Below are 17,567 nucleotides of genomic sequence, written 5' to 3'. Positions count from 1 at the left end.
TGATGTCTCAAGCCGCCAAACAAACTGAAATGCCCGTCTCGACGGTCGCCCGCCGGGCTGTGCGTGTCGCAGCTCGGCCGTTTGCGGGCCTGATCGACGTGATCCTGGTGCAGGATCCGGTGCCATTTCCGTTTGCCGGCTCCGTGGCCCGCAAATATGCGGACGCCATCTGGACCTGGGTCTATCGCGATCTCTGCCCCGACCTGATTTCGGCCGACGGTGTCGCCAACGGCAATTTCGTGGCCACCGACCTCGAAGTGGTGCTACCCGAAGTGCTGGCGCGCGTGAAGGCAGCGCTGGCCGTGGTCGCCCAGGACCCCGAGAAGGATCAGCGGCTGCGCTCGGCGCTCGGCAGCCACGAAGCCCGCGATGCCATTCCAGTCATCGTGTCCGCGCTGCGCAACCGGGCCCTTCTGGCCAAGGCCCAGGCCTTCGGCAAGGCTATCAACACCATCACCGACGAGGCGGCGCTGGGCGTCGCCCTCCAGTCTATGCCCCTCCAGGACCCGCCGCTCGCCGCGCTGCTGTTCCACGCGGCCATCGGACAGGTCGCCAATCCGACACGGCTGATCACCACCCTCATTCGCCTGGCCGGGAACGCCACCGAGGCCTCGATGATCCGCATGGGCTTCACGCCCGTGATCGACGCCATCCTGGCGCATGCGCAGAACCAGTTGCATGTGCTGCAGCCGATGGGCGCCTTTGCCGATATCGACCTGGTCTGCCGCAGCCTCGATCGCTTCCACCGGCTGGTGCGTTCGCTGACGGGCTATATCGAGTTTGCCCGCGGCAGCCGCTGGGCCACGGTGTTGGCCGGGGTGACAAAGCAGGCCTCGGACCGCATCGAGCCCCGCCTGCGCGACGTCGTCTCCGACCTCAACCAAGCCTTGCGCCGGGGCCGCGAGGGCAGTGACCGGCTCGACGACGACCGCATCCTGGCGGCCATCAACGGCGTCTACCTGCTCAGCACCATACGCGAATGCCGCGACTCGCTGGCGCTCAACGCCCTGTTCGAGCAGGCCTGGAGCCAGACCGGGCAAGCGCTGGAAATGCACCTGCAGCGCAACCTAGACCTGATCCGCCAGTACCCAGCCGATCCGGTCATCGGCGCGCGGCTCGATGCGGGCATCAAGATGGCCGAGGTGCGCTTCAACCCCGAATATGCCGAAACCCTGCGGCGGGCCCGCGCTTCCGCCGAGCGCCGCAACTAGGCGTTTGCCGACCCGCCCTCGCGATAGGGCGCGGCCAGCGTGATGCCGACGGCGCGACCCGGCTCGCGCACGCTCGCAGACTGGCCATGCTGGCCGGCAACCAGGGCGACGGCCTTTCCATCGACGATCCGCACCACCACGCCAATCGCCTTGAGCGGGTCGGTTTCATCGGCATCGCGATAGATAAGGGCGCCGACATCGAGCGCCCGCGCTTCTTTCGGGGCCACGAGCCACAGGCTGGCACCATCGTAACGGCCCTCGAGATAGGGTGGGGGCATGGCAAGCGCCTGCGACGGCTGCGGGTCATTGCCGCCGGCCTCGATGACGACCATGGCCACCCGCTCCTGCGCCACGATGCCGGCGCTGGCCGCCGGAATGGCGCCGAGCTGCACGCCGGCGGCGATATCGGCAATGTCGAGCGGCTGCGGCGTGTCGGCGAGCGACCAGCCCGGCAGCGCCGGGGCGAAGGGAAGCCAGGAGGGCCAGCGGGACGCCTTGAGGCGCGGTCGTTCGATATGACGCCAGCCGCCATCGAGATAGGAGGGCGGCGCCACCTCGTCGGGGACCTCCCCGATCGGGGCAGGCGCATCCGGCGTTTCGTAGATCGGGTCGATCAGGCGCTCTTCGACGACCCGACGCTGACGACCGAGCAGGGCGTCGACCGCATCACCGCCGCTCTCGACACAGGCGCCGCGGCTGAACCAGCCAGCCGCGCTGCCGGCCAACGCGATGCCGGCTGGCCCGGAGCGGGGTTCAAGACGAGCACGCGCGGCGTTCCAGGCGCTTTGTCCTCCTGCCATGTGCCAGAGCGTCAGGTCAGGCTGCCAGCCGCCGCAAAGCACCAGCCGGTCGACCGAAATGGCCGGTTCCGACCGCTGAAAGGCCCCGAGTGCCACCAGCGGCGTCGCGACGAGTCCGCGGCCCTTGGAGGCGGAGGCGGCCGAGGCAACCAGTGTTCCGGCGGCCAGGGTGATGCCATAGGCCTTGGAGAACTCAATGAACCGGGACTGCGGATTTGGCCGCGAGTCGATGATACGCGGCACGGTAATGCCGGCATCGTTCGCCAGCATGGCGAGCCGGTAGGCAGGGCTGCTGCTGGTCGCTACCAAGGCCGAACTGCCGGCCCACACACCGTAGCGATGCGCCAGCTCGAACGCCTCCAGCGCGCCAATCGTCCCGGGCAGCCGGTTGCCAGGAAATATCGGCAGCCGCTCGAACGATCCGGTAGCAAGGACGATATGGGGCGCCTTGATCTCGACGACGCGACCGGTCGGCGTATCGTCGATCATCTCCACCTGATGCAGCCGCACCACGCCCGGTCGCAACGCGAATGCTTCCGCATTGGTAAGGACGGTGATTGCTTCTGCGTTGGTGACCGCGGTGGCGAGGCGGTCGATCTGTTCATCGGGCGTCTGCTCGCCTTCCAGCGTACCGAACAGCCGCGAATTGCCGCCGAGCATCGGCGTGGCCTCGATCAACACCACGCGCAGGCCCCGCTTGGCTGCGGCCAGGGCGGACGAGAGGCCTGCCACGCCCCCGCCCACGACCACAAGATCGGCCGCTGGCCCCGCCTCGGCGGGGCTGCCGATCCATGGCCGAGCCAGGGCGTCGCCGCGATCGAGGTCAATGTTGAGCGAGCGGCCGCGGCGCATGAGCCGCAGCAGTGGGTTGCGCTGCAGCTTGCGCGCCGTGGAGATGTAGTCGGCGCCGTCGGTGGCCGGCGTCCGCTCCATCGGCAGTGTACGCTGGTGGTCGGCGGCGAGGGCAGCAAAGCTGATGGTCGGCGCGTGACGCTGCGACAATGCCAGAGCAGTGCCGTTGTGCTCGCCGATCGTGTCGAGGCCAGACGCCAGCACCGCGCTCAGCACCGTGTCGCCTGCAAGGCCGGATATCAAACGGCCATCCAGTCTAAACTTAAGGGGCCGACCGCGATCGATGGCGCTGCCATGAAATTGATGCGGCCGGTCGACGCCTATGCGGTTGGGTTGATCCTTCATGCCGCCGCCCCGAAATCGGCAACCGGAGAGGAAGCGGCATTGCGATTTACCAGGCGCGCGCCAAGCCAGGCGCTCTCCGCCGGGGTGGCCTTGCCGCATAGCCAGCGGGCAATGGCTGGGGCGAGGAACGCGCCGTTTGGACCCAGGCCTGCCAGCACGTCCGGGCCGGTGCCGCCCAGGCGACCCACGGCCGGCGCAAAGTCGCTCGTCACCAGGGTTTGGTAGCTGGACTGCCCCGCCTGGCGAAACTGCCTTTCCTTGTCGAGCAGTATGCCCAAAGCCGCGGCAAATGGATCGATCGCGCCCGGCCCCATGGCCGCAACGCCCCGCCGTGTCTGCTGCTGCACAAGGGTAAGACCCGTTTCGAGCTGGTGCATGACGGGCGCGGCGATGGGCCGGGTGGGCTCGGTCTGGATCGTGCTGGCAACGCGCGGGACCAGCAGCGCGGGCCACCGCGCGGCGGGCACATGGGCCAGGATTGCCGGATCGTCGGCCAGTATGGTCTGGGCGATTTCAACGCGATCCTCGCCCGAGACGAGCTCGGCGCTACCGTCGTCACGGACGGTGAGCACCTCTTCGTCGCGCAACCGCCGTACCCCTTGCTGGTCCAGCCACCTGTCGAGGGCCACTTCGAGGCTTGGTCGGTGCAGCAGAACCGCGTCTCGCAACATCAAGCCGTCCCGCCCGGCGCCAATCGTCTTGGCATGCAGCCGCTCGGCCGCGTGGCCAAAGGCCACTGCCATGTGCCGGATGTGGGCCAGGGCTTCCCGACCGGCCGCGGCCTCGCTGAACAGAATGGGATCGACCCGCGACCATGCCCTTCGACCACCCAAACGCGTGATCAGCTTGAGGGTTTCTGGCAGGCCCGCCTTGAGGAGCGACCAGGTCTCCGGGCGCGTGATCGGCGCGACGGACAGGTCCAGACCGCGTGGCAGACGATAACTCGACTGGCTCTCGCCGGAAAACACGACGCTCTTGCCGTGCACGGAGGCCAGCAGCCCGGCGACCAACCGGGCTGTCGGGGTCGATCCGACGATGGCGAAGTCGATGCGGGCTTCGTTCATGCCACAATGCTTGCCGATGCAGGCGTTGGCATCGGCTCGTCTGCCTGTGGCAATGCGTCCGCCCCACGATCGCGTGTTTTGGTGGTTTTTCCGCGCAGTGGGCTTATAGATGACGCCGTCCTGCCATGCGTCGGCGGGCAGAGCCTTTCGCCATCCGAGCCATAGTGATGGCTGGCTCTAGGTTTTGTTGTCGCAAGGTTATCAGCGAAAAGCCGGTTTGCACCTTTTCGCGCCTTGCCTGAGCGTCCAGGGGCCATGCTTTTCTGGTTGATCGCCATCGCCGTTACCGCCATTGCCTGCGCTGCACTCTACTACGCAGCCGGCTGGCGCGTGGTCAACGCAGACACGCCTGAATCGGACGATGCCAACAGCCATTTTCGCCTCGTTCTGGCGGGGATCGACGCCGATCTGGCTGCCGGCAAGCTCGGGGAGAGCGAGGCGACAGCGGCCAAGGGCGAGCTTGCCCGGGAAATCCTGCGTCTCAAGGCCGAGAGCGGCCATGTCGCGCCTGCCGGGCCTGGTTTCGGACGCGGCCCCTTGCTTGGCGGACTGCTGCTTGTCGGACTGTTGGCCTTCGCCGTCTATGGTTGGCTCGGCAAGCCCGACCTGCCCAGCCAGCCCCTCAGCGGCAGGGCCGATGTCGCGGCGCAGCAACTTGACCTCGACACCGCCATTGCGCGGATCGAGGAGCAGCTCGCGGCCACGCCGGATGACCTGCGCGGTTGGACGGTCATCGCGCCGGCCTATGTTGAGCAGGCGCGCTATGCCGACGCCATACGCGCCTATCGCCGTGTCATCGAGCTTGGCGGGGCGACCCCGGACCTACAGACGAGCCTCGCCGAAGCCCTGCTGCTGGAAGGCCAGGATACCGACATCGGCGAAGCTACGACGCTGCTGCAGGCGGCCGCTGCGGCGGACCCAAGCCATGTGATGTCACGGCTCTATCTCGCCTCCGTGCTGACGGGGGCGGAGCGATATGCCGAAGCCGTTCCGGTATGGACGCAGGTCCTGGCTCTGGCCAAGGGCGACGAGCCGTGGCTGGCCAGCGCGCAGCAGGGATTGGCTGTGGCGCAGAATGGCGGGGTGGCGTCGACCAACGACCAGGAGGCCGAGATGATCGGCCAGATGGTCAGCGGGCTCGCCGAGCGCCTGGCGGCCAGCGGCGGTACGATCGAGGAATGGACCCAACTGGTGCGCGCCTATCTCGTGCTTGGCGACACCGAGCGCGCCCAGGCAGCCTTTGACGATGCCGTTGCCGCCTATCCACAGGCGTTTGACCGCGGCGACCTCGACACCTTGGCGCTCGGCGCCGGCCTCACCATCAATGGAGCCCAGCCATGACCACCGACACCATCGTCCGCAAGAAGGGCTGGTCGCGCAAACAGAAGCGGCTTGCGGTCATCGCGGGCCTGGCCGTGGTGGTGGCGCTGGCCACGACGCTGGTGCTGGTAGCGCTGCGCGACCAGATCGTGTTCTTCTATTCACCCTCCGACGTTGTGGCGCGCGAGGTTTCCGCGGGCACGCCGATCCGCCTCGGCGGCCTGGTCAAGGAGGGCTCCTGGGTTCGCGAGGGGCAGGACAACAGCTTCACCGTGACCGATGGCGCTACCGACATTGCGGCCCGCTATACTGGCATTCTGCCCGACCTGTTCCGCGAAGGGCAGGGCGTGGTCGCAGAGGGGAGCCTGGGGCCGGATGGTTCGTTTGTGGCCACCAATGTCCTGGCCAAGCACGACGAGAACTACATTCCCAAAGAAGTCGTCGACGCGCTGAAAGCCAGCGGCGAATGGCGGCCGGAGGGTGGGGAGTGATCTTGCTTTCGTGCGGAACCGACCCCCACCCTCATTCCCTCCCCACAAGGGGGAGGGAAGCCTGCTCAGTGTTTGCCGGGTTATCGTGGGCACCAGTGGTGCAGTCGTCTCCCTCCCCCTTGTGGGGAGGGATCAAGGATGAGGGTGATGCCGCCGCAGTCACGAATGTCGAGGCTGCCGGTCCATGAGCATCGAACTCGGTCACTTCGCCCTCATCCTCGCCTTTGCAGTTGCCACCCTGTCCGCGATCGGCGGCTTTGTATTCTGGCGGTCGGGCCAGCGCATCGCACTGGTGCTGAGCCAGGGGGCGATCCTCCAGTTCATCCTGGTCGCAGTGGCCTTTGCTGCGCTGATCCAGGCCTTCGTCACCTCCGATTTCAGCCTCTTGCTGGCGGCCAGCCATTCGCATTCGCTCAAGCCGCTGATTTTCAAGATCTCCGGTGTCTGGGGCAATCACGAGGGCTCGATGGTCCTCTGGATTTCCATCCTGGTCGCCTTCGGCGCCATGGTCGCAGCGTTCGGACGCCGGCTGCCCAGCGATCTGCTGACGCTGGTGCTGGCAACGCAGAGCCTGCTGACCGCGGCCTTCGCCGGCTTCACCATCTTCACGTCCACCCCCTTCGCCCGGCTGATCCCCGCGCCATTGGAAGGCAATGACCTAAACCCGGTGCTGCAGGATATCGGCCTCGCGATCCACCCGCCGCTGCTCTATGCCGGCTATGTGGGATTTTCGATCTGCTTCTCCTTCGCAGTCGCCGCGCTGGTATCTGGCCGCATCGACCAGGCCTGGGCGCGCTGGGTGCGCCCCTGGGCGGTACTGAGCTGGACTTTCCTCACCCTGGGCATCGCCATGGGCTCTTACTGGGCCTATTACGAGCTCGGCTGGGGCGGCTGGTGGTTCTGGGACCCGGTTGAAAATGCCAGCTTCATGCCCTGGCTGGCGGGCACCGCACTGCTGCATTCGGCGCTGGTGATGGAAAAGCGCAACGCGCTCAAGATCTGGACGATCTTCCTGTCGATCATCACCTTTTCCCTGTCGCTTCTCGGCACGTTCCTCGTGCGCTCGGGCATCCTGACCTCGGTCCATACCTTTGCCAGCGATCCGACCCGCGGCCTGGTCATCCTGACGCTGCTGGCGCTGGTCATCGGGGGGGCATTCGCGCTCTTTGCCTTTCGCGCGGCGTCGCTGCGGCAGGGCGGGCTGTTCGCTCCGGTGAGCCGCGAGGGCGCGTTGATCCTCAACAACCTGTTCCTGGCAACGGCGGTCGGCGCCGTGCTGGTCGGCACCCTCTATCCGCTGCTGCTCGACGCCCTCACCGGCACGACCATCTCGGTGGGCGCGCCGTTCTTCAATCTCACCTTCGGCGCGCTGATGGCGCCGCTGTTACTGGTGCTGCCCTTCGGTCCACTGCTGGCCTGGAAGCGCGCCGATATCGTGGCCGCCGCGCAACGGTTGATCGGCGCCGCGGCACTGGCGATCTTTGCGGCGATCCTGATTTCGGCGCTGGGCGGTGCCACCATTTCCCTTGCGCCGCTCGGCCTGCTGCTGGGCTTCTGGGTGGCCTTCGGAGCCATTGCCGAACTGGTGGACCGCAGCCGCGTCGGACGCATTCCGCTGGGCGAAAGCTGGCGCCGGCTGACCGGCCTGCCGCGTACCGCCTGGTCCACCGCCATCGCCCATTTCGGTATCGGCATCACGGTGCTCGGCATTGTCGCCACCACGGCCTGGGAGACAGAGCTCGTGACCACGCTAAACCCGGGCGAGAGCGCCGAGCTTTCGGGCTATGTCGTAGCGTTCGACAGCTTCGACACGGTCGAGGGCCCCAACTATGTCTCCGACGAGGGCAGCTTCACGGTGACCGCGCCGGACGGTGGAACCCGCCAGATGCTGGCCGATCGCCGGACCTATGTGGCTTCGGGCATGCCCACCACCGAAGCGGCGATCCAGACCTATGGCTTCTCCCAGCTCTACCTGCAACTCGGCGAGCCGCTGGACGACACTCATGTCATCCGCATCTGGCACAAGCCTTACATCACGCTGATCTGGCTGGGTGCGCTGCTCATGGCCTTTGCCGGCTTCCTGTCGCTGACCGACCGCAAGCTGCGTGTCGGTGCGCCCCGGCGCGCTGCCAAACCGATGCCACAGGCCGCGCAATGACCTGGCTTCGCGCACTGCTATTGGCTCTATGCCTTGCTGCTCCGGTTTTAGCGCTCAGCCCCGATGAAATCCTCGACGATCCCGTTCTCGAGCAGCGGGCGCGGGATATTTCGGCGGGGCTGCGGTGCCTGGTCTGCCAGAACCAGTCCATCGACGACAGCGACGCGGACCTCGCCAAGGACCTCCGCGTGCTGGTGCGCGAGCGGCTGGTAGCCGGCGACAGCGACGAGGCGGTGCGGCAATACCTGGTCGACCGCTACGGCGAATATGTGCTGCTCAATCCACGCGTGAACGGGCACACGCTGCTGCTGTGGATCGCCGCGCCGGTCTTGCTGCTGGCGGGACTGGGGACCCTGCTTGTAACCGCCCGCAGGCGGCGGGTGGCGGAGTCGGGCCTGAGTGCCGAAGAGCAGGCAGCGCTGGACGAGCTGAAGTAGGGATTGCCCCAATCCCGCCGCCAACATTGCCAAGGTTTAATGTTGGCGCAACTTCCAAGAAAGGCGGCGCATTCCATATCTAGGCCCACAAGCTGTTGAGGGCTTGCCGAAGGAGAATGACTTACATGCGCTCGACCATTCTGAAGCGTACCAGCCGCTGGCTCGGGGCCTCCGCCCTGGCGCTGCTGGTCGGTATCGGCGGTGTCTCCACCGCCTTCGTGATGACCGGTCAGGCTGCGACTGCGCAGGTGCAGAACGCCGCCCAGATCACCGTTCCCCAGGCCACGCAACCCCAGGCCGGCTTTGCCGACCTCGTCGAGGCGGTCAAGCCAGCGGTGGTCTCGATCCTTGTCGAAGCCGAGGAAAGCCCGAGCAACATGCAGCGCCGCGGCGGCGAGTTCGATTTCAATTTCCCTGACCTGCCCGAGGGCCACCCCTTCCACGATTTCTTCGATCAGTTCGGCGATCAGTTCGGTGGCCGTAACGGTCCCAATGGTGGCCAGCCGACGCCCCGCCACTTCATGGCGGCAGGCTCCGGCTTCGTGATTTCGGCTGATGGCTATGTTGTCACCAACAACCACGTTGTGCAGGACGCGACCAAGGTAACGGTAGTGTTCGACGATGGCACCGAGCAGGTCGCCAAGATCGTCGGCACCGACGAACGCACCGACCTGGCCGTGCTCAAGATCGAGGGCACCGACCTGCCTTTCGTGAATTTCGAGACCGAGGCCAGCCGCGTTGGCGACTGGGTGGTTGCCGTGGGTAACCCGTTCGGCCTGGGCGGCACCGTGACCGTCGGCGTCATTTCGGGTTCCGGCCGCAATATCGGCGGCTCGAACTATGGCGACTTCCTGCAGATCGACGCTGCGGTGAATACCGGCAATTCGGGTGGCCCGGCCTTCAACACCAAGGGTGAAGTGGTCGGCGTCAATACCGCCATCTATTCGCCCAATGGCGGCAATGTCGGCATCGCCTTCGCCATCCCGGCCGCAACCGTCAAGGGCATCGTCGGCCAACTGATCGAAGACGGCACCGTGACCCGCGGCTATCTGGGCGTCGGCATCCAGGACGTGAACCGGGACATTGCCGACGGCGTCGGCCTGGCCAATGCCAAGGGTGCCATTGTCAGCAACGTTGCCGAAGACGGCCCCGCCGGTCCTGCCGGCGTCAAGTCGGGCGACATCATCACCGCTGTCGACGGCGACCCCATCGACGACGCTCTCGACCTCAGCCGCACCATTGCCGGCAAGTCACCCGACTCCAGTGTCGAGCTGACCATTTGGCGCGATGGTGCCGAGACCAAGGTTTCGGTGAAGCTGGGTACGCTCAACGAGGAGCAGGTTGCCCAGGCCGACCAGGGCCAGCCTCCGGTTCCGCCCGCTCCGCTGCCGGCTGAAACCAGCGTCGGCCTGACACTGGTGCCGAACGCCGATGGCGCTGGTGGCCTGCTGGTCCAGGACGTCGAGCCGGAATCGGCCGCTGCCCAGAAGGGACTAGCCGTTGGGGATGCGATCCTCGAGGTCAACAACAAGCCGGTCAACTCGCTCGAAGAGTTCGAGGCTGCGCTTGATGCGGTCAAGGAACAGGGCCGCAATACCGCGCTGATCAAGGCCAGCCGCGACGGCAACGACCGCTTCATCGGCCTGCCGCTGGCTGCCGACTAAGTGACACGGCCCGGGTTTCCACCCGGGCCGACCACCCAACCGCAATCGTCACCCTCGGGCTTGACCCGAGGGCTCTTCACTTGACGATATATCGAGAAAATCAGTGACCTCGGGTCAGGCCCGATGGTGACGACAAAGAGTCAGGCGTTAGCGTCACCAAGGAGCGTCGCGGTGAAGATCCTGCTGATTGAAGACGACCGCGAGGCCGCCAGCTACCTGATCCAGGCTCTCGACGAAGCCGGCCATGTCACCCATCACGCAGCCGATGGCGAAACCGGCTACGCCATGGCCTCGGGCATGGATTACGATGTCCTCATCATTGATCGCATGCTGCCGCGCCGCGATGGCCTCTCCATCGTGGAGTCCCTGCGTGCCGAGGACGACAAGACGCCGGTGCTGATCCTTTCCGCGCTGGGCGAAGTCGATGACCGCGTGACGGGCCTGCGCGCCGGCGGCGACGACTACCTCACCAAGCCCTATGCCTTTACCGAACTGCTGGCGCGCGTCGAAGTGCTCGCCAGGCGCTCCAGCCCGTCCGAAGCTGCCACCAGCTATGAAGTGGGTGGCCTCAGCCTCGATCGTCTGTCCCGCAAGGTCGAGCGTGATGGCGAGACCGTGCTGCTGCAGCCGCGCGAATTCCGCCTGCTCGAATACCTGATGAAGAATGCCGGCAAGGTGGTAACCCGCACCATGCTGCTCGAAAATGTCTGGGACTACCATTTCGACCCGCAGACCAACGTCATCGACGTTCATATGTCGCGGTTGCGCTCCAAGATCGACAAGGGTCATGCCACCCCGCTGCTGCATACCGTGCGCGGCGCCGGCTACATGATCCGAGACTAGACCTTGAGCCGTCTCGTTCAACTCTGGCGCACCTCGACGGTCAGGCTGACGGCCACGTTCATCCTGATCTTCTCGATCTTCTCCATCCTGCTGCTGGCCTTTATCACCTGGCAGTCCAGCGTGCAGATCCAGCGCCAGCAGGCCAACGACATCGACCGGGAAGTGCGCGTGCTGCAGCGCATCGACACCAACCAGGGCATTCGCGCCCTGGCCTTTGCCGTCGAGCGGCTGTCGCGCAATCCGGGGCCGGGCGTCTATTTCCTGGGTGATACATCAGGCCAGTATCTGCTGGGCAATGTGACCGACATACCGGCCAACGTGCTGATCGATCCGGGCATCTACAGCTTCGACTACGAGCGCGCCGACCCGCTGGCAGACCCTCCGCCCGAAGGACCGGCCGGGGACCTGGCGCCGCCGCCACGGCCCGGCTTCGCCGTGGTCCGCTCGGTTGAACTCAGCAACGGCATGCGGCTGGTCGTCGGGCGCGACGTGGTTGAACGCCGGGGCTTTTCCGCCATCATCGTCCAGAGCTTCATGTTCGGCGTGCTTGGCATCATCCTGTTCTCGGTGATTGCCGGCGGGGTCACGGCGCGCCGCGTGCTCAAGCGAATCGATACGATCCGCGATACCTCCACCAAGATCATGTCGGGCAATCTCAGCGAGCGTGTGCCGGTCACCCGGCGCAATGACGAGTTCGACGGGCTGGCCACCAACCTCAACGCCATGCTCGACCGCATCGAACAGCTGCTGCAGGGTCTCAAGGAGGTCACCGACAATGTCGCCCATGACCTCAAGACGCCGCTGACGCGGCTGCGCAACCAGGCTGAATCCGCCTTGCGGGACGGAGCCAGCGAGGAAAGCCGCCAGCGGGCGCTGGAGACGACGATTGCCGAAAGCGATCGGCTGATCCAGACGTTCAACGCGCTGCTGATGATCGCGCGGGCCGAGGCCGGAGCACCCTCGGGCGCGCTTGCAGATGTCGACGTCAGCACTGTCGTGGCCGACCTTGCCGAACTCTACGGCCCGGTGGCCGAGGACGAAGGCATCGTCGTCGAGACGGCCATTGCCGAAGGCGTCCATCTCCGCGGCAATCGTGAGCTTATCGGCCAAGCCATGGTCAACCTGCTGGAAAACGCCGTGAAATATGCCAAGCCTGAAGGAGAAGGGCAGGGGCGTATTGCCGTCGGCCTGCGCCGGGCCGGCGGACGGGTGCTGATCGAAGTGGCGGACAATGGTCCTGGTATCCCCGAAGCCGATCGCAAGCGCGTCCTCGAACGGTTCGTCCGGCTGGAAAAGAGCCGCTCGGAAACCGGCTCGGGCCTGGGCCTGTCGCTGGTCGACGCCGTGACGCGCCTGCATGGCGGTGAGTTCAGGATCGAGGACAATGCGCCGGGTGTCCGGGCGGTGATCGACCTCCCGGGTTGATGGCTCGGACCTGTGGCTAGGCTGGGCGTACAGCGAAGTCCCCGGCTTGCCCCACCCCAGCCATCACGCTATCCCTCAACCATGCCCATCAAACTCGCCCCCTTGCCCAGCATTGCCACCCCGCGCTTTGATGCCTGGCTGGGTGGTCTGCCCCCCGATCAGCAGGCGGCCTTGCGCGTGGCCAGTGCCACACTCGGCCCACTGCTGGAGTCGGCACCCTATCTGCTCTCGCTTGCCCAGCAGAATGCCGAATGGCTCGTTTCCGCCCTGGCCGACACTGCCGACGGCGCCTTTTCTGACATTATCGACATCGTCGAGACCCTGGGCCGCACCGCCTCCACCGAGGACGCGCTGGCTCCGGTGCTTCGCATCGCCAAGGGGCGAACGGCGCTGCTGGCCGCCGTGGCAGAAACGGGCGGCGCCTGGACCACGGCTCAGTCCACCGCGGCGCTATCGGACCTTGCCGACGCAGCGCTCGAGGCGTCGCTCAATCTGCTGATGCGCCAGGCCGCCGAGAAGGGCCTGCTGGCCATTCCCGCCGCCGCGGCCACGGCTGCCAATTCGGGCCTCGCCATCTTCGCCCTGGGCAAGCATGGCGGGCAGGAGCTCAACTACTCGTCCGATATCGACATCGTCGCCTTCTACGATCTTGAAAAGGGCGTGCTCGTCGACCCTTCCGAGGCGACCAAGTTCTATTCCCGCATGGTGCAGAAGCTCGTGGCGCTGATGGAGGACCGGCAGGCGCACGGCTATGTCTTCCGCACCGACCTGCGGCTGCGTCCCGATCCGGGCTCTACCCCGGTCGCCATCTCCTTCGACGCGGCTCTCGCCTATTACGAAAGCCGCGGGCAGAACTGGGAGCGTGCCGCCTGGATCAAGGCACGAGCCTGCGCCGGCGATCGGCAGGTGGGGGAGGCTTTCCTGCGGGCGCTGGCGCCCTATGTCTGGCGCAAGCATCTCGACTTCGCCACCATTGCCGATATCCAGGCGATGAAGCGCCAGATCAACATCACCAAGAATGTCGGCGATATCCGCGTCGAGGGCCACAACGTCAAGCTCGGCCGCGGCGGGATCCGCGAGATCGAGTTCTTCACCCAGACCCAGCAGTTGATTGCAGGCGGCCGCGACAAGACCCTGCGCGTCAAGCCCACCGCCCATGCGCTGGCGGCTCTTGCCGACGCCAACTGGATCACGCCCAAGGCGGCGACCGAGCTCACCCAGACCTACTGGTATCTCCGGGCTGTGGAGAACCGCCTCCAGATGCTGCGCGACGAGCAGACCCATGTCATGCCGGCCTCGCCCGAAGAGGTCGCGACCATCGGGCGGCTGGTTGGCGAGCCGGACCTGCGGGCGTTCGAAGCCGGCTACCGCGCCGCGCTCGAACGGGTTGTCGGCTACTATTCCGAACTGTTCACCGAGGGCGAGAGCCTCGGCGCCGGCGGGGGCAACCTGGTCTTTACCGGCAATGACGACGATCCTGGCACGGTGGAAACCCTCGCCAGCATGGGATTTGCCGACCCGTCCAAGGCCATCGAGACCGTGCGCAAGTGGCATTATGGCAGCTATCCGGCCACCCGCGCCGCTGCGGCCCGCGCCCATCTGACCGAACTGCTGCCGGCCCTGCTGACCACGCTGAGCGGCGCAGGCAATGCGGACGAGGCGCTGGCAAAATTCGACAGCTTCCTCTCGCGCCTGCCCACCGGCGTGCAGCTGTTCGCGCTGCTGCGCAGCCATGCGAGCCTGCGCACCCTGCTGGTGCAGCTGATGGCGTCGGCCCCGCGCATGTCCGAGGCCGTCATTCACCGCGCCCATGTCATGGATGGACTGATCGACCCGGCCTTCGCCAATGACGTGACCCACCGCGACGTGCTGATCGCCAAGGTCGATGCCTTCCTCGCGGAATCGCGGTCCTACGAGGAAATCATCGATCGTGCCCGCATCATCGGGCAGGAGCAGAAATTCCTCATCGCCGCCGGGTTGCTCTCGGGCACCGTCAGCGCCAGCGGGGCAGGGGAGCAGTTCACGGCTTTGGCCGAAACGCTGGTAACACGGCTGTTCGGCAGCGTCCGCGCCGAGTTCGAGCGCCGCCACGGCGTGATCACTGGCGGCCGCGTCGCCCTTCTGGGCTTCGGCAAGATGGCCAGCCGTGAGATGACGGTCACCTCCGATCTCGATTTCATCCTGCTCTACGATGCGCCCGATGGTGAATCCGACGGCGGCAAGCCTCTGAGCACGAACCACTATTATACAAGGTTGACCCAGCGCCTCGTCGCGGCGGTGACGTCACCCACGGCGGAAGGCGTGCTCTACGAGGCCGATATGCGGCTGCGGCCTTCGGGCAATGCCGGACCGCTCGCCACCAGCCTGTCGGGCTTCAGCGCCTATCACCGGGACAATGCCTGGACCTGGGAGCATCTGGCGCTGAGCCGGGCTCGCGTGATCGTCGCCGACCGGGGCTTCGCATCCGAAGTGGACGCCGCCATTGCCGAGGTGATGTCGCGCAGCCGCGACGTGGGCAAGACCATCGATGACGTGGTCTCCATGCGCGCGCTGATGGCCAAGGAGCGCCCGGCGCGCCATCCATTCGACCTGAAGCTCGCCGAGGGTGGGTTGGTCGACCTTGAATTCATTGCCCAATCGGCTCAGCTTGTCGCCGGCCACCTGCTCGGTCTGCCGCAGGCCTTGACCGCCACCGTCCTGTCCCGCCTGGCGGCGGCCGACCTGGTGCCCGAGGGCGCGAGGCTGGCCGAAATCCACGGCGTCTATTCGACCATCCTGCAGGTCATGAGTTCGGCGTTGGTCAGCCCTTTCAAGGACGAGGCCTGGACCGATGCCTTCAAGGAATTGCTGGCCGGGTTGACGCACTATCCCAGTTTCGAGCTGCTTGAGCTCGATGTCACGACCATGCGGGCCGAAGTCAGCGCCGCGGCTGAAAAATGGTACGAGAAGGCGCGGAGCCTTTAGCGCCCCTCCGCTCGCCGCGGCGGCACGGGAATGCCGCGTTGTTCGAGCGCTTTCTTCACGCTGTCGGGTATTTCTCGGCAACCGCATTGCGCGGCGTGCTCGATATGCCAGTCGATCCGCTGTTCAAGCTTTGCATTGGCGGGCAGGCGATGGGTTTCGTGCCAATCCCGGTTCATTCTATGCCGCCTGCATTGAGCTGGCCGGTGGGAGGGGCAGGGAGATGGCGACCGTGGTACCCAGCGCCGGGCTCGAGTCGATGGCTAGGTTGCCCCCGCTCAGTTCGGCAATGGCCCGGGCAATGGAAATACCAAGGCCTGGCCCGACGCCTTCGCGCGTGAAGGTTGAATCCCCCAGCGCAAAGGGCTGCGACACGCTGGCCAGACGCTCTTCGCTCATGCCCAGGCCGGTATCGGTAATCTCGATGACGACGCCATCACGTGCCGCATAGGCATTCAGGGTGACCTTGCCGCCCGAAGGGGTGAAGCGCAGGGCGTTGTCGACGATATTGGCAATCATGCGGGTGAGGCCGAGACGGTCGCCCCGCACCACAGCGTGGCTGGGTTCGCCCAGGATAAACAATACGCCAGACCGCGAGGCCTGCGCCCGGAAGCGCTGGATGACGCTATCGAGCAATTCGTCGATATCCACCGGCTCGCTGCGCAGCGGCTTTTGCCCGCTCTCGAGTTCGGCGAGGTCGAGGATCGTGGCGAAGGAAGCCAGCAGATGTTCGCCCGAGGTCTTGATGGACTGCACATAGTCCGAATAGCGGGCATCCCCGAGCGGTCCATAGGTCTGGTGCCGCATCAGCTCGGCAAAGCCGATAATGTGGTTGAGCGGGGTGCGGATGTCATGGCTGAGATGGGCCAGGAAGTTGGTCTTGGAGCGGCTGGCTGCTTCGGCCTTGAGCTTTTCCTCGTGATAGCGTCGGGCTAGCAGGCGTTGCTCCTGGCGGATCGCATGCAGCATCGTGTCGGCCTTCTTGGCCTCGGTTACGTCGCTGATCAGCGTCATGATGGCGCCGTCGCCAAGCGGACGCTCGTCGATCAGCAGGCAGGAACCGTCCTCGCGGTGGAGCTCCAGCACCTTGCCGCCGCCATCCTCGTTCACCAGCTTGATGTAGCCGCCCATGGTCAGCCGTCGCACCGCCTCGGCATAGGTGGTGTTGAGGTTGGTGAGGTCGAGCCGGTTGCGATACTGCTCGTTGCAGACGATCAAGCGGCCGGCCTTGGTCCAGCACGCCACGCCCATCGGGATTGCCGCGGCCAGCGTCCGGTAGTTGTGGCGCTGCACCATATCCGGCATGTCGTCGCGGCGTCGCCGTGTCGCCAGGAGCGCCAGCAGGCCCGCCATGGCGAAGGCGACGGCGCCGCGCTGGCCGATCCCCATCCAGCTGCGACCCTGCTCCGTCTCGAGCGAAAGCACGCCGTGTGGTCCTGCGGGGACAACCTGGCCGGTCGACCCCGAGGCGGTCGCGGATGTCACGAAGCTTGCGCGTGAGATGCCGGTGAAGCGCCGGGTGGAGGCCGCCAGGGCAACGTTGGCCTCTTCGGCGGAGAGGTTGGCCATTTCGGCCGCCAGGACGTGTCCGATAATCAGTAGTTCCCGCCGTGCATCCTCGAAGGTGCGGGCTGTGTCATAGACGACGAACAGCGTGGCCGCCGCCAGGGCCGTCAGGGCTACCGCGGTCGCGATCGGCGTGAAGGATATACCAAACGGCCACGAGCGGGGCGATCGGTCCTTGCTGGAGGGGCGGCGGGATGTTGCTTGACCTTTGCCCGCGCCGAATCCGGTAGCGCTGGCGCCGGATTCCTCCGCCGACCGCATGAAATTCTCCATCATGAGGGTATCGAGCCCCAGCCCCGATTTGCCGTTAACGAAGAATGAATCAGCACGACTCGCCTGTCCAGACCCCCGGCGTGAGCCGGGGAGGCCGCTGCGGAAAATCACGAGTCGTCTGAATCACTTAGCGCGTGAAGAAAAATTCTTCCAACAA

General features: G+C 66.0%; 13 protein-coding genes. 9 read left to right on the top strand and 4 right to left on the bottom strand.

Annotated elements, in window-relative coordinates; all coding sequences use genetic code 11:
- The first annotated feature begins 29 nt into the window (after window positions 1-29).
- Entirely contained in the window at window positions 30-1,211 is a 1,182-nt protein-coding gene (locus tag JI749_RS14960; RefSeq protein ID WP_201655632.1) for a hypothetical protein, read from the top strand.
- Here the strand turns inward: JI749_RS14960 and JI749_RS14955 are convergent.
- Together JI749_RS14955 and JI749_RS14950 are read right to left on the bottom strand one after the other, a co-directional pair.
- Window positions 1,208-3,208 carry an FAD-dependent oxidoreductase gene (locus JI749_RS14955; RefSeq protein WP_201655629.1) on the bottom strand — a complete coding sequence of 667 codons (2,001 nt, stop codon included), beginning with the start codon at window positions 3,206-3,208 and terminating at the stop codon, window positions 1,208-1,210. The genes JI749_RS14960 and JI749_RS14955 overlap by 4 nt on opposite strands.
- A complete protein-coding gene (locus JI749_RS14950; protein WP_201655626.1) occupies window positions 3,205-4,272 on the bottom strand; it encodes a hypothetical protein in 1,068 nt (355 codons plus the stop codon). The genes JI749_RS14955 and JI749_RS14950 overlap by 4 nt, the downstream gene beginning before the upstream one ends.
- Before the next feature lie 255 nt (window positions 4,273-4,527).
- Here JI749_RS14950 and ccmI point away from each other — a divergent pair, with 255 nt between their 5' ends.
- The 8 genes from ccmI (at window position 4,528) to JI749_RS14910 (ending at window position 15,574) form a co-directional block, all read left to right on the top strand.
- Window positions 4,528-5,613, top strand: coding sequence for a c-type cytochrome biogenesis protein CcmI (gene ccmI / locus JI749_RS14945; RefSeq protein ID WP_201655624.1), 1,086 nt, complete (start codon window positions 4,528-4,530; stop codon window positions 5,611-5,613).
- A complete protein-coding gene (gene ccmE, locus JI749_RS14940; RefSeq protein ID WP_201655621.1) occupies window positions 5,610-6,083 on the top strand; it encodes a cytochrome c maturation protein CcmE in 474 nt (157 codons plus the stop codon). The genes ccmI and ccmE overlap by 4 nt, the downstream gene beginning before the upstream one ends.
- A gap of 184 nt (window positions 6,084-6,267) precedes the next feature.
- Window positions 6,268-8,241 carry a heme lyase CcmF/NrfE family subunit gene (locus JI749_RS14935; protein ID WP_201655618.1) on the top strand — a complete coding sequence of 658 codons (1,974 nt, stop codon included), beginning with the start codon at window positions 6,268-6,270 and terminating at the stop codon, window positions 8,239-8,241.
- The gene (locus JI749_RS14930; protein ID WP_201655615.1) at window positions 8,238-8,678 is read left to right on the top strand and encodes a cytochrome c-type biogenesis protein; all 441 of its coding nucleotides are present in this window, start codon (window positions 8,238-8,240) and stop codon (window positions 8,676-8,678) included. Before JI749_RS14935 ends, JI749_RS14930 begins: the two co-directional genes overlap by 4 nt.
- A 125-nt stretch (window positions 8,679-8,803) precedes the next feature.
- Window positions 8,804-10,342: a Do family serine endopeptidase gene (locus JI749_RS14925; protein WP_233280780.1), complete on the top strand. Its 1,539-nt coding sequence runs from the start codon at window positions 8,804-8,806 to the stop codon at window positions 10,340-10,342.
- A 123-nt stretch (window positions 10,343-10,465) separates the two neighbouring features.
- On the top strand, window positions 10,466-11,185 hold the full coding sequence (locus JI749_RS14920; RefSeq protein WP_325166747.1) for a response regulator transcription factor: 720 nt from the start codon (window positions 10,466-10,468) through the stop codon (window positions 11,183-11,185).
- 3 nt (window positions 11,186-11,188) lie between these two features.
- A complete protein-coding gene (locus JI749_RS14915; protein ID WP_201655607.1) occupies window positions 11,189-12,610 on the top strand; it encodes a sensor histidine kinase in 1,422 nt (473 codons plus the stop codon).
- An 81-nt stretch (window positions 12,611-12,691) separates the two neighbouring features.
- Complete coding sequence (locus JI749_RS14910) at window positions 12,692-15,574, top strand: bifunctional [glutamine synthetase] adenylyltransferase/[glutamine synthetase]-adenylyl-L-tyrosine phosphorylase (RefSeq protein WP_201655603.1); 2,883 nt, start codon at window positions 12,692-12,694, stop codon at window positions 15,572-15,574.
- On the opposite strand, the gene JI749_RS14905 is transcribed toward JI749_RS14910, so the two are convergent.
- Together JI749_RS14905 and JI749_RS14900 are read right to left on the bottom strand one after the other, a co-directional pair.
- Entirely contained in the window at window positions 15,571-15,750 is a 180-nt protein-coding gene (locus JI749_RS14905) for a hypothetical protein (protein WP_201655599.1), read from the bottom strand. The two genes, JI749_RS14910 and JI749_RS14905, sit on opposite strands and share 4 nt — an antisense overlap.
- 1 nt (window position 15,751) lies before the next feature.
- Window positions 15,752-17,398: a sensor histidine kinase gene (locus JI749_RS14900; protein WP_201655595.1), complete on the bottom strand. Its 1,647-nt coding sequence runs from the start codon at window positions 17,396-17,398 to the stop codon at window positions 15,752-15,754.
- Between the last annotated feature and the right edge of the window lie 169 nt (window positions 17,399-17,567).

It is taken from the genome of Devosia oryziradicis, assembly GCF_016698645.1.
GTDB classification, from domain to species: Bacteria; Pseudomonadota; Alphaproteobacteria; order Rhizobiales; family Devosiaceae; genus Devosia; species Devosia oryziradicis.
The sequence above is the reverse complement of the archived record's forward strand: the minus strand, read 5'-3'. Positions and strand labels throughout refer to the sequence as shown.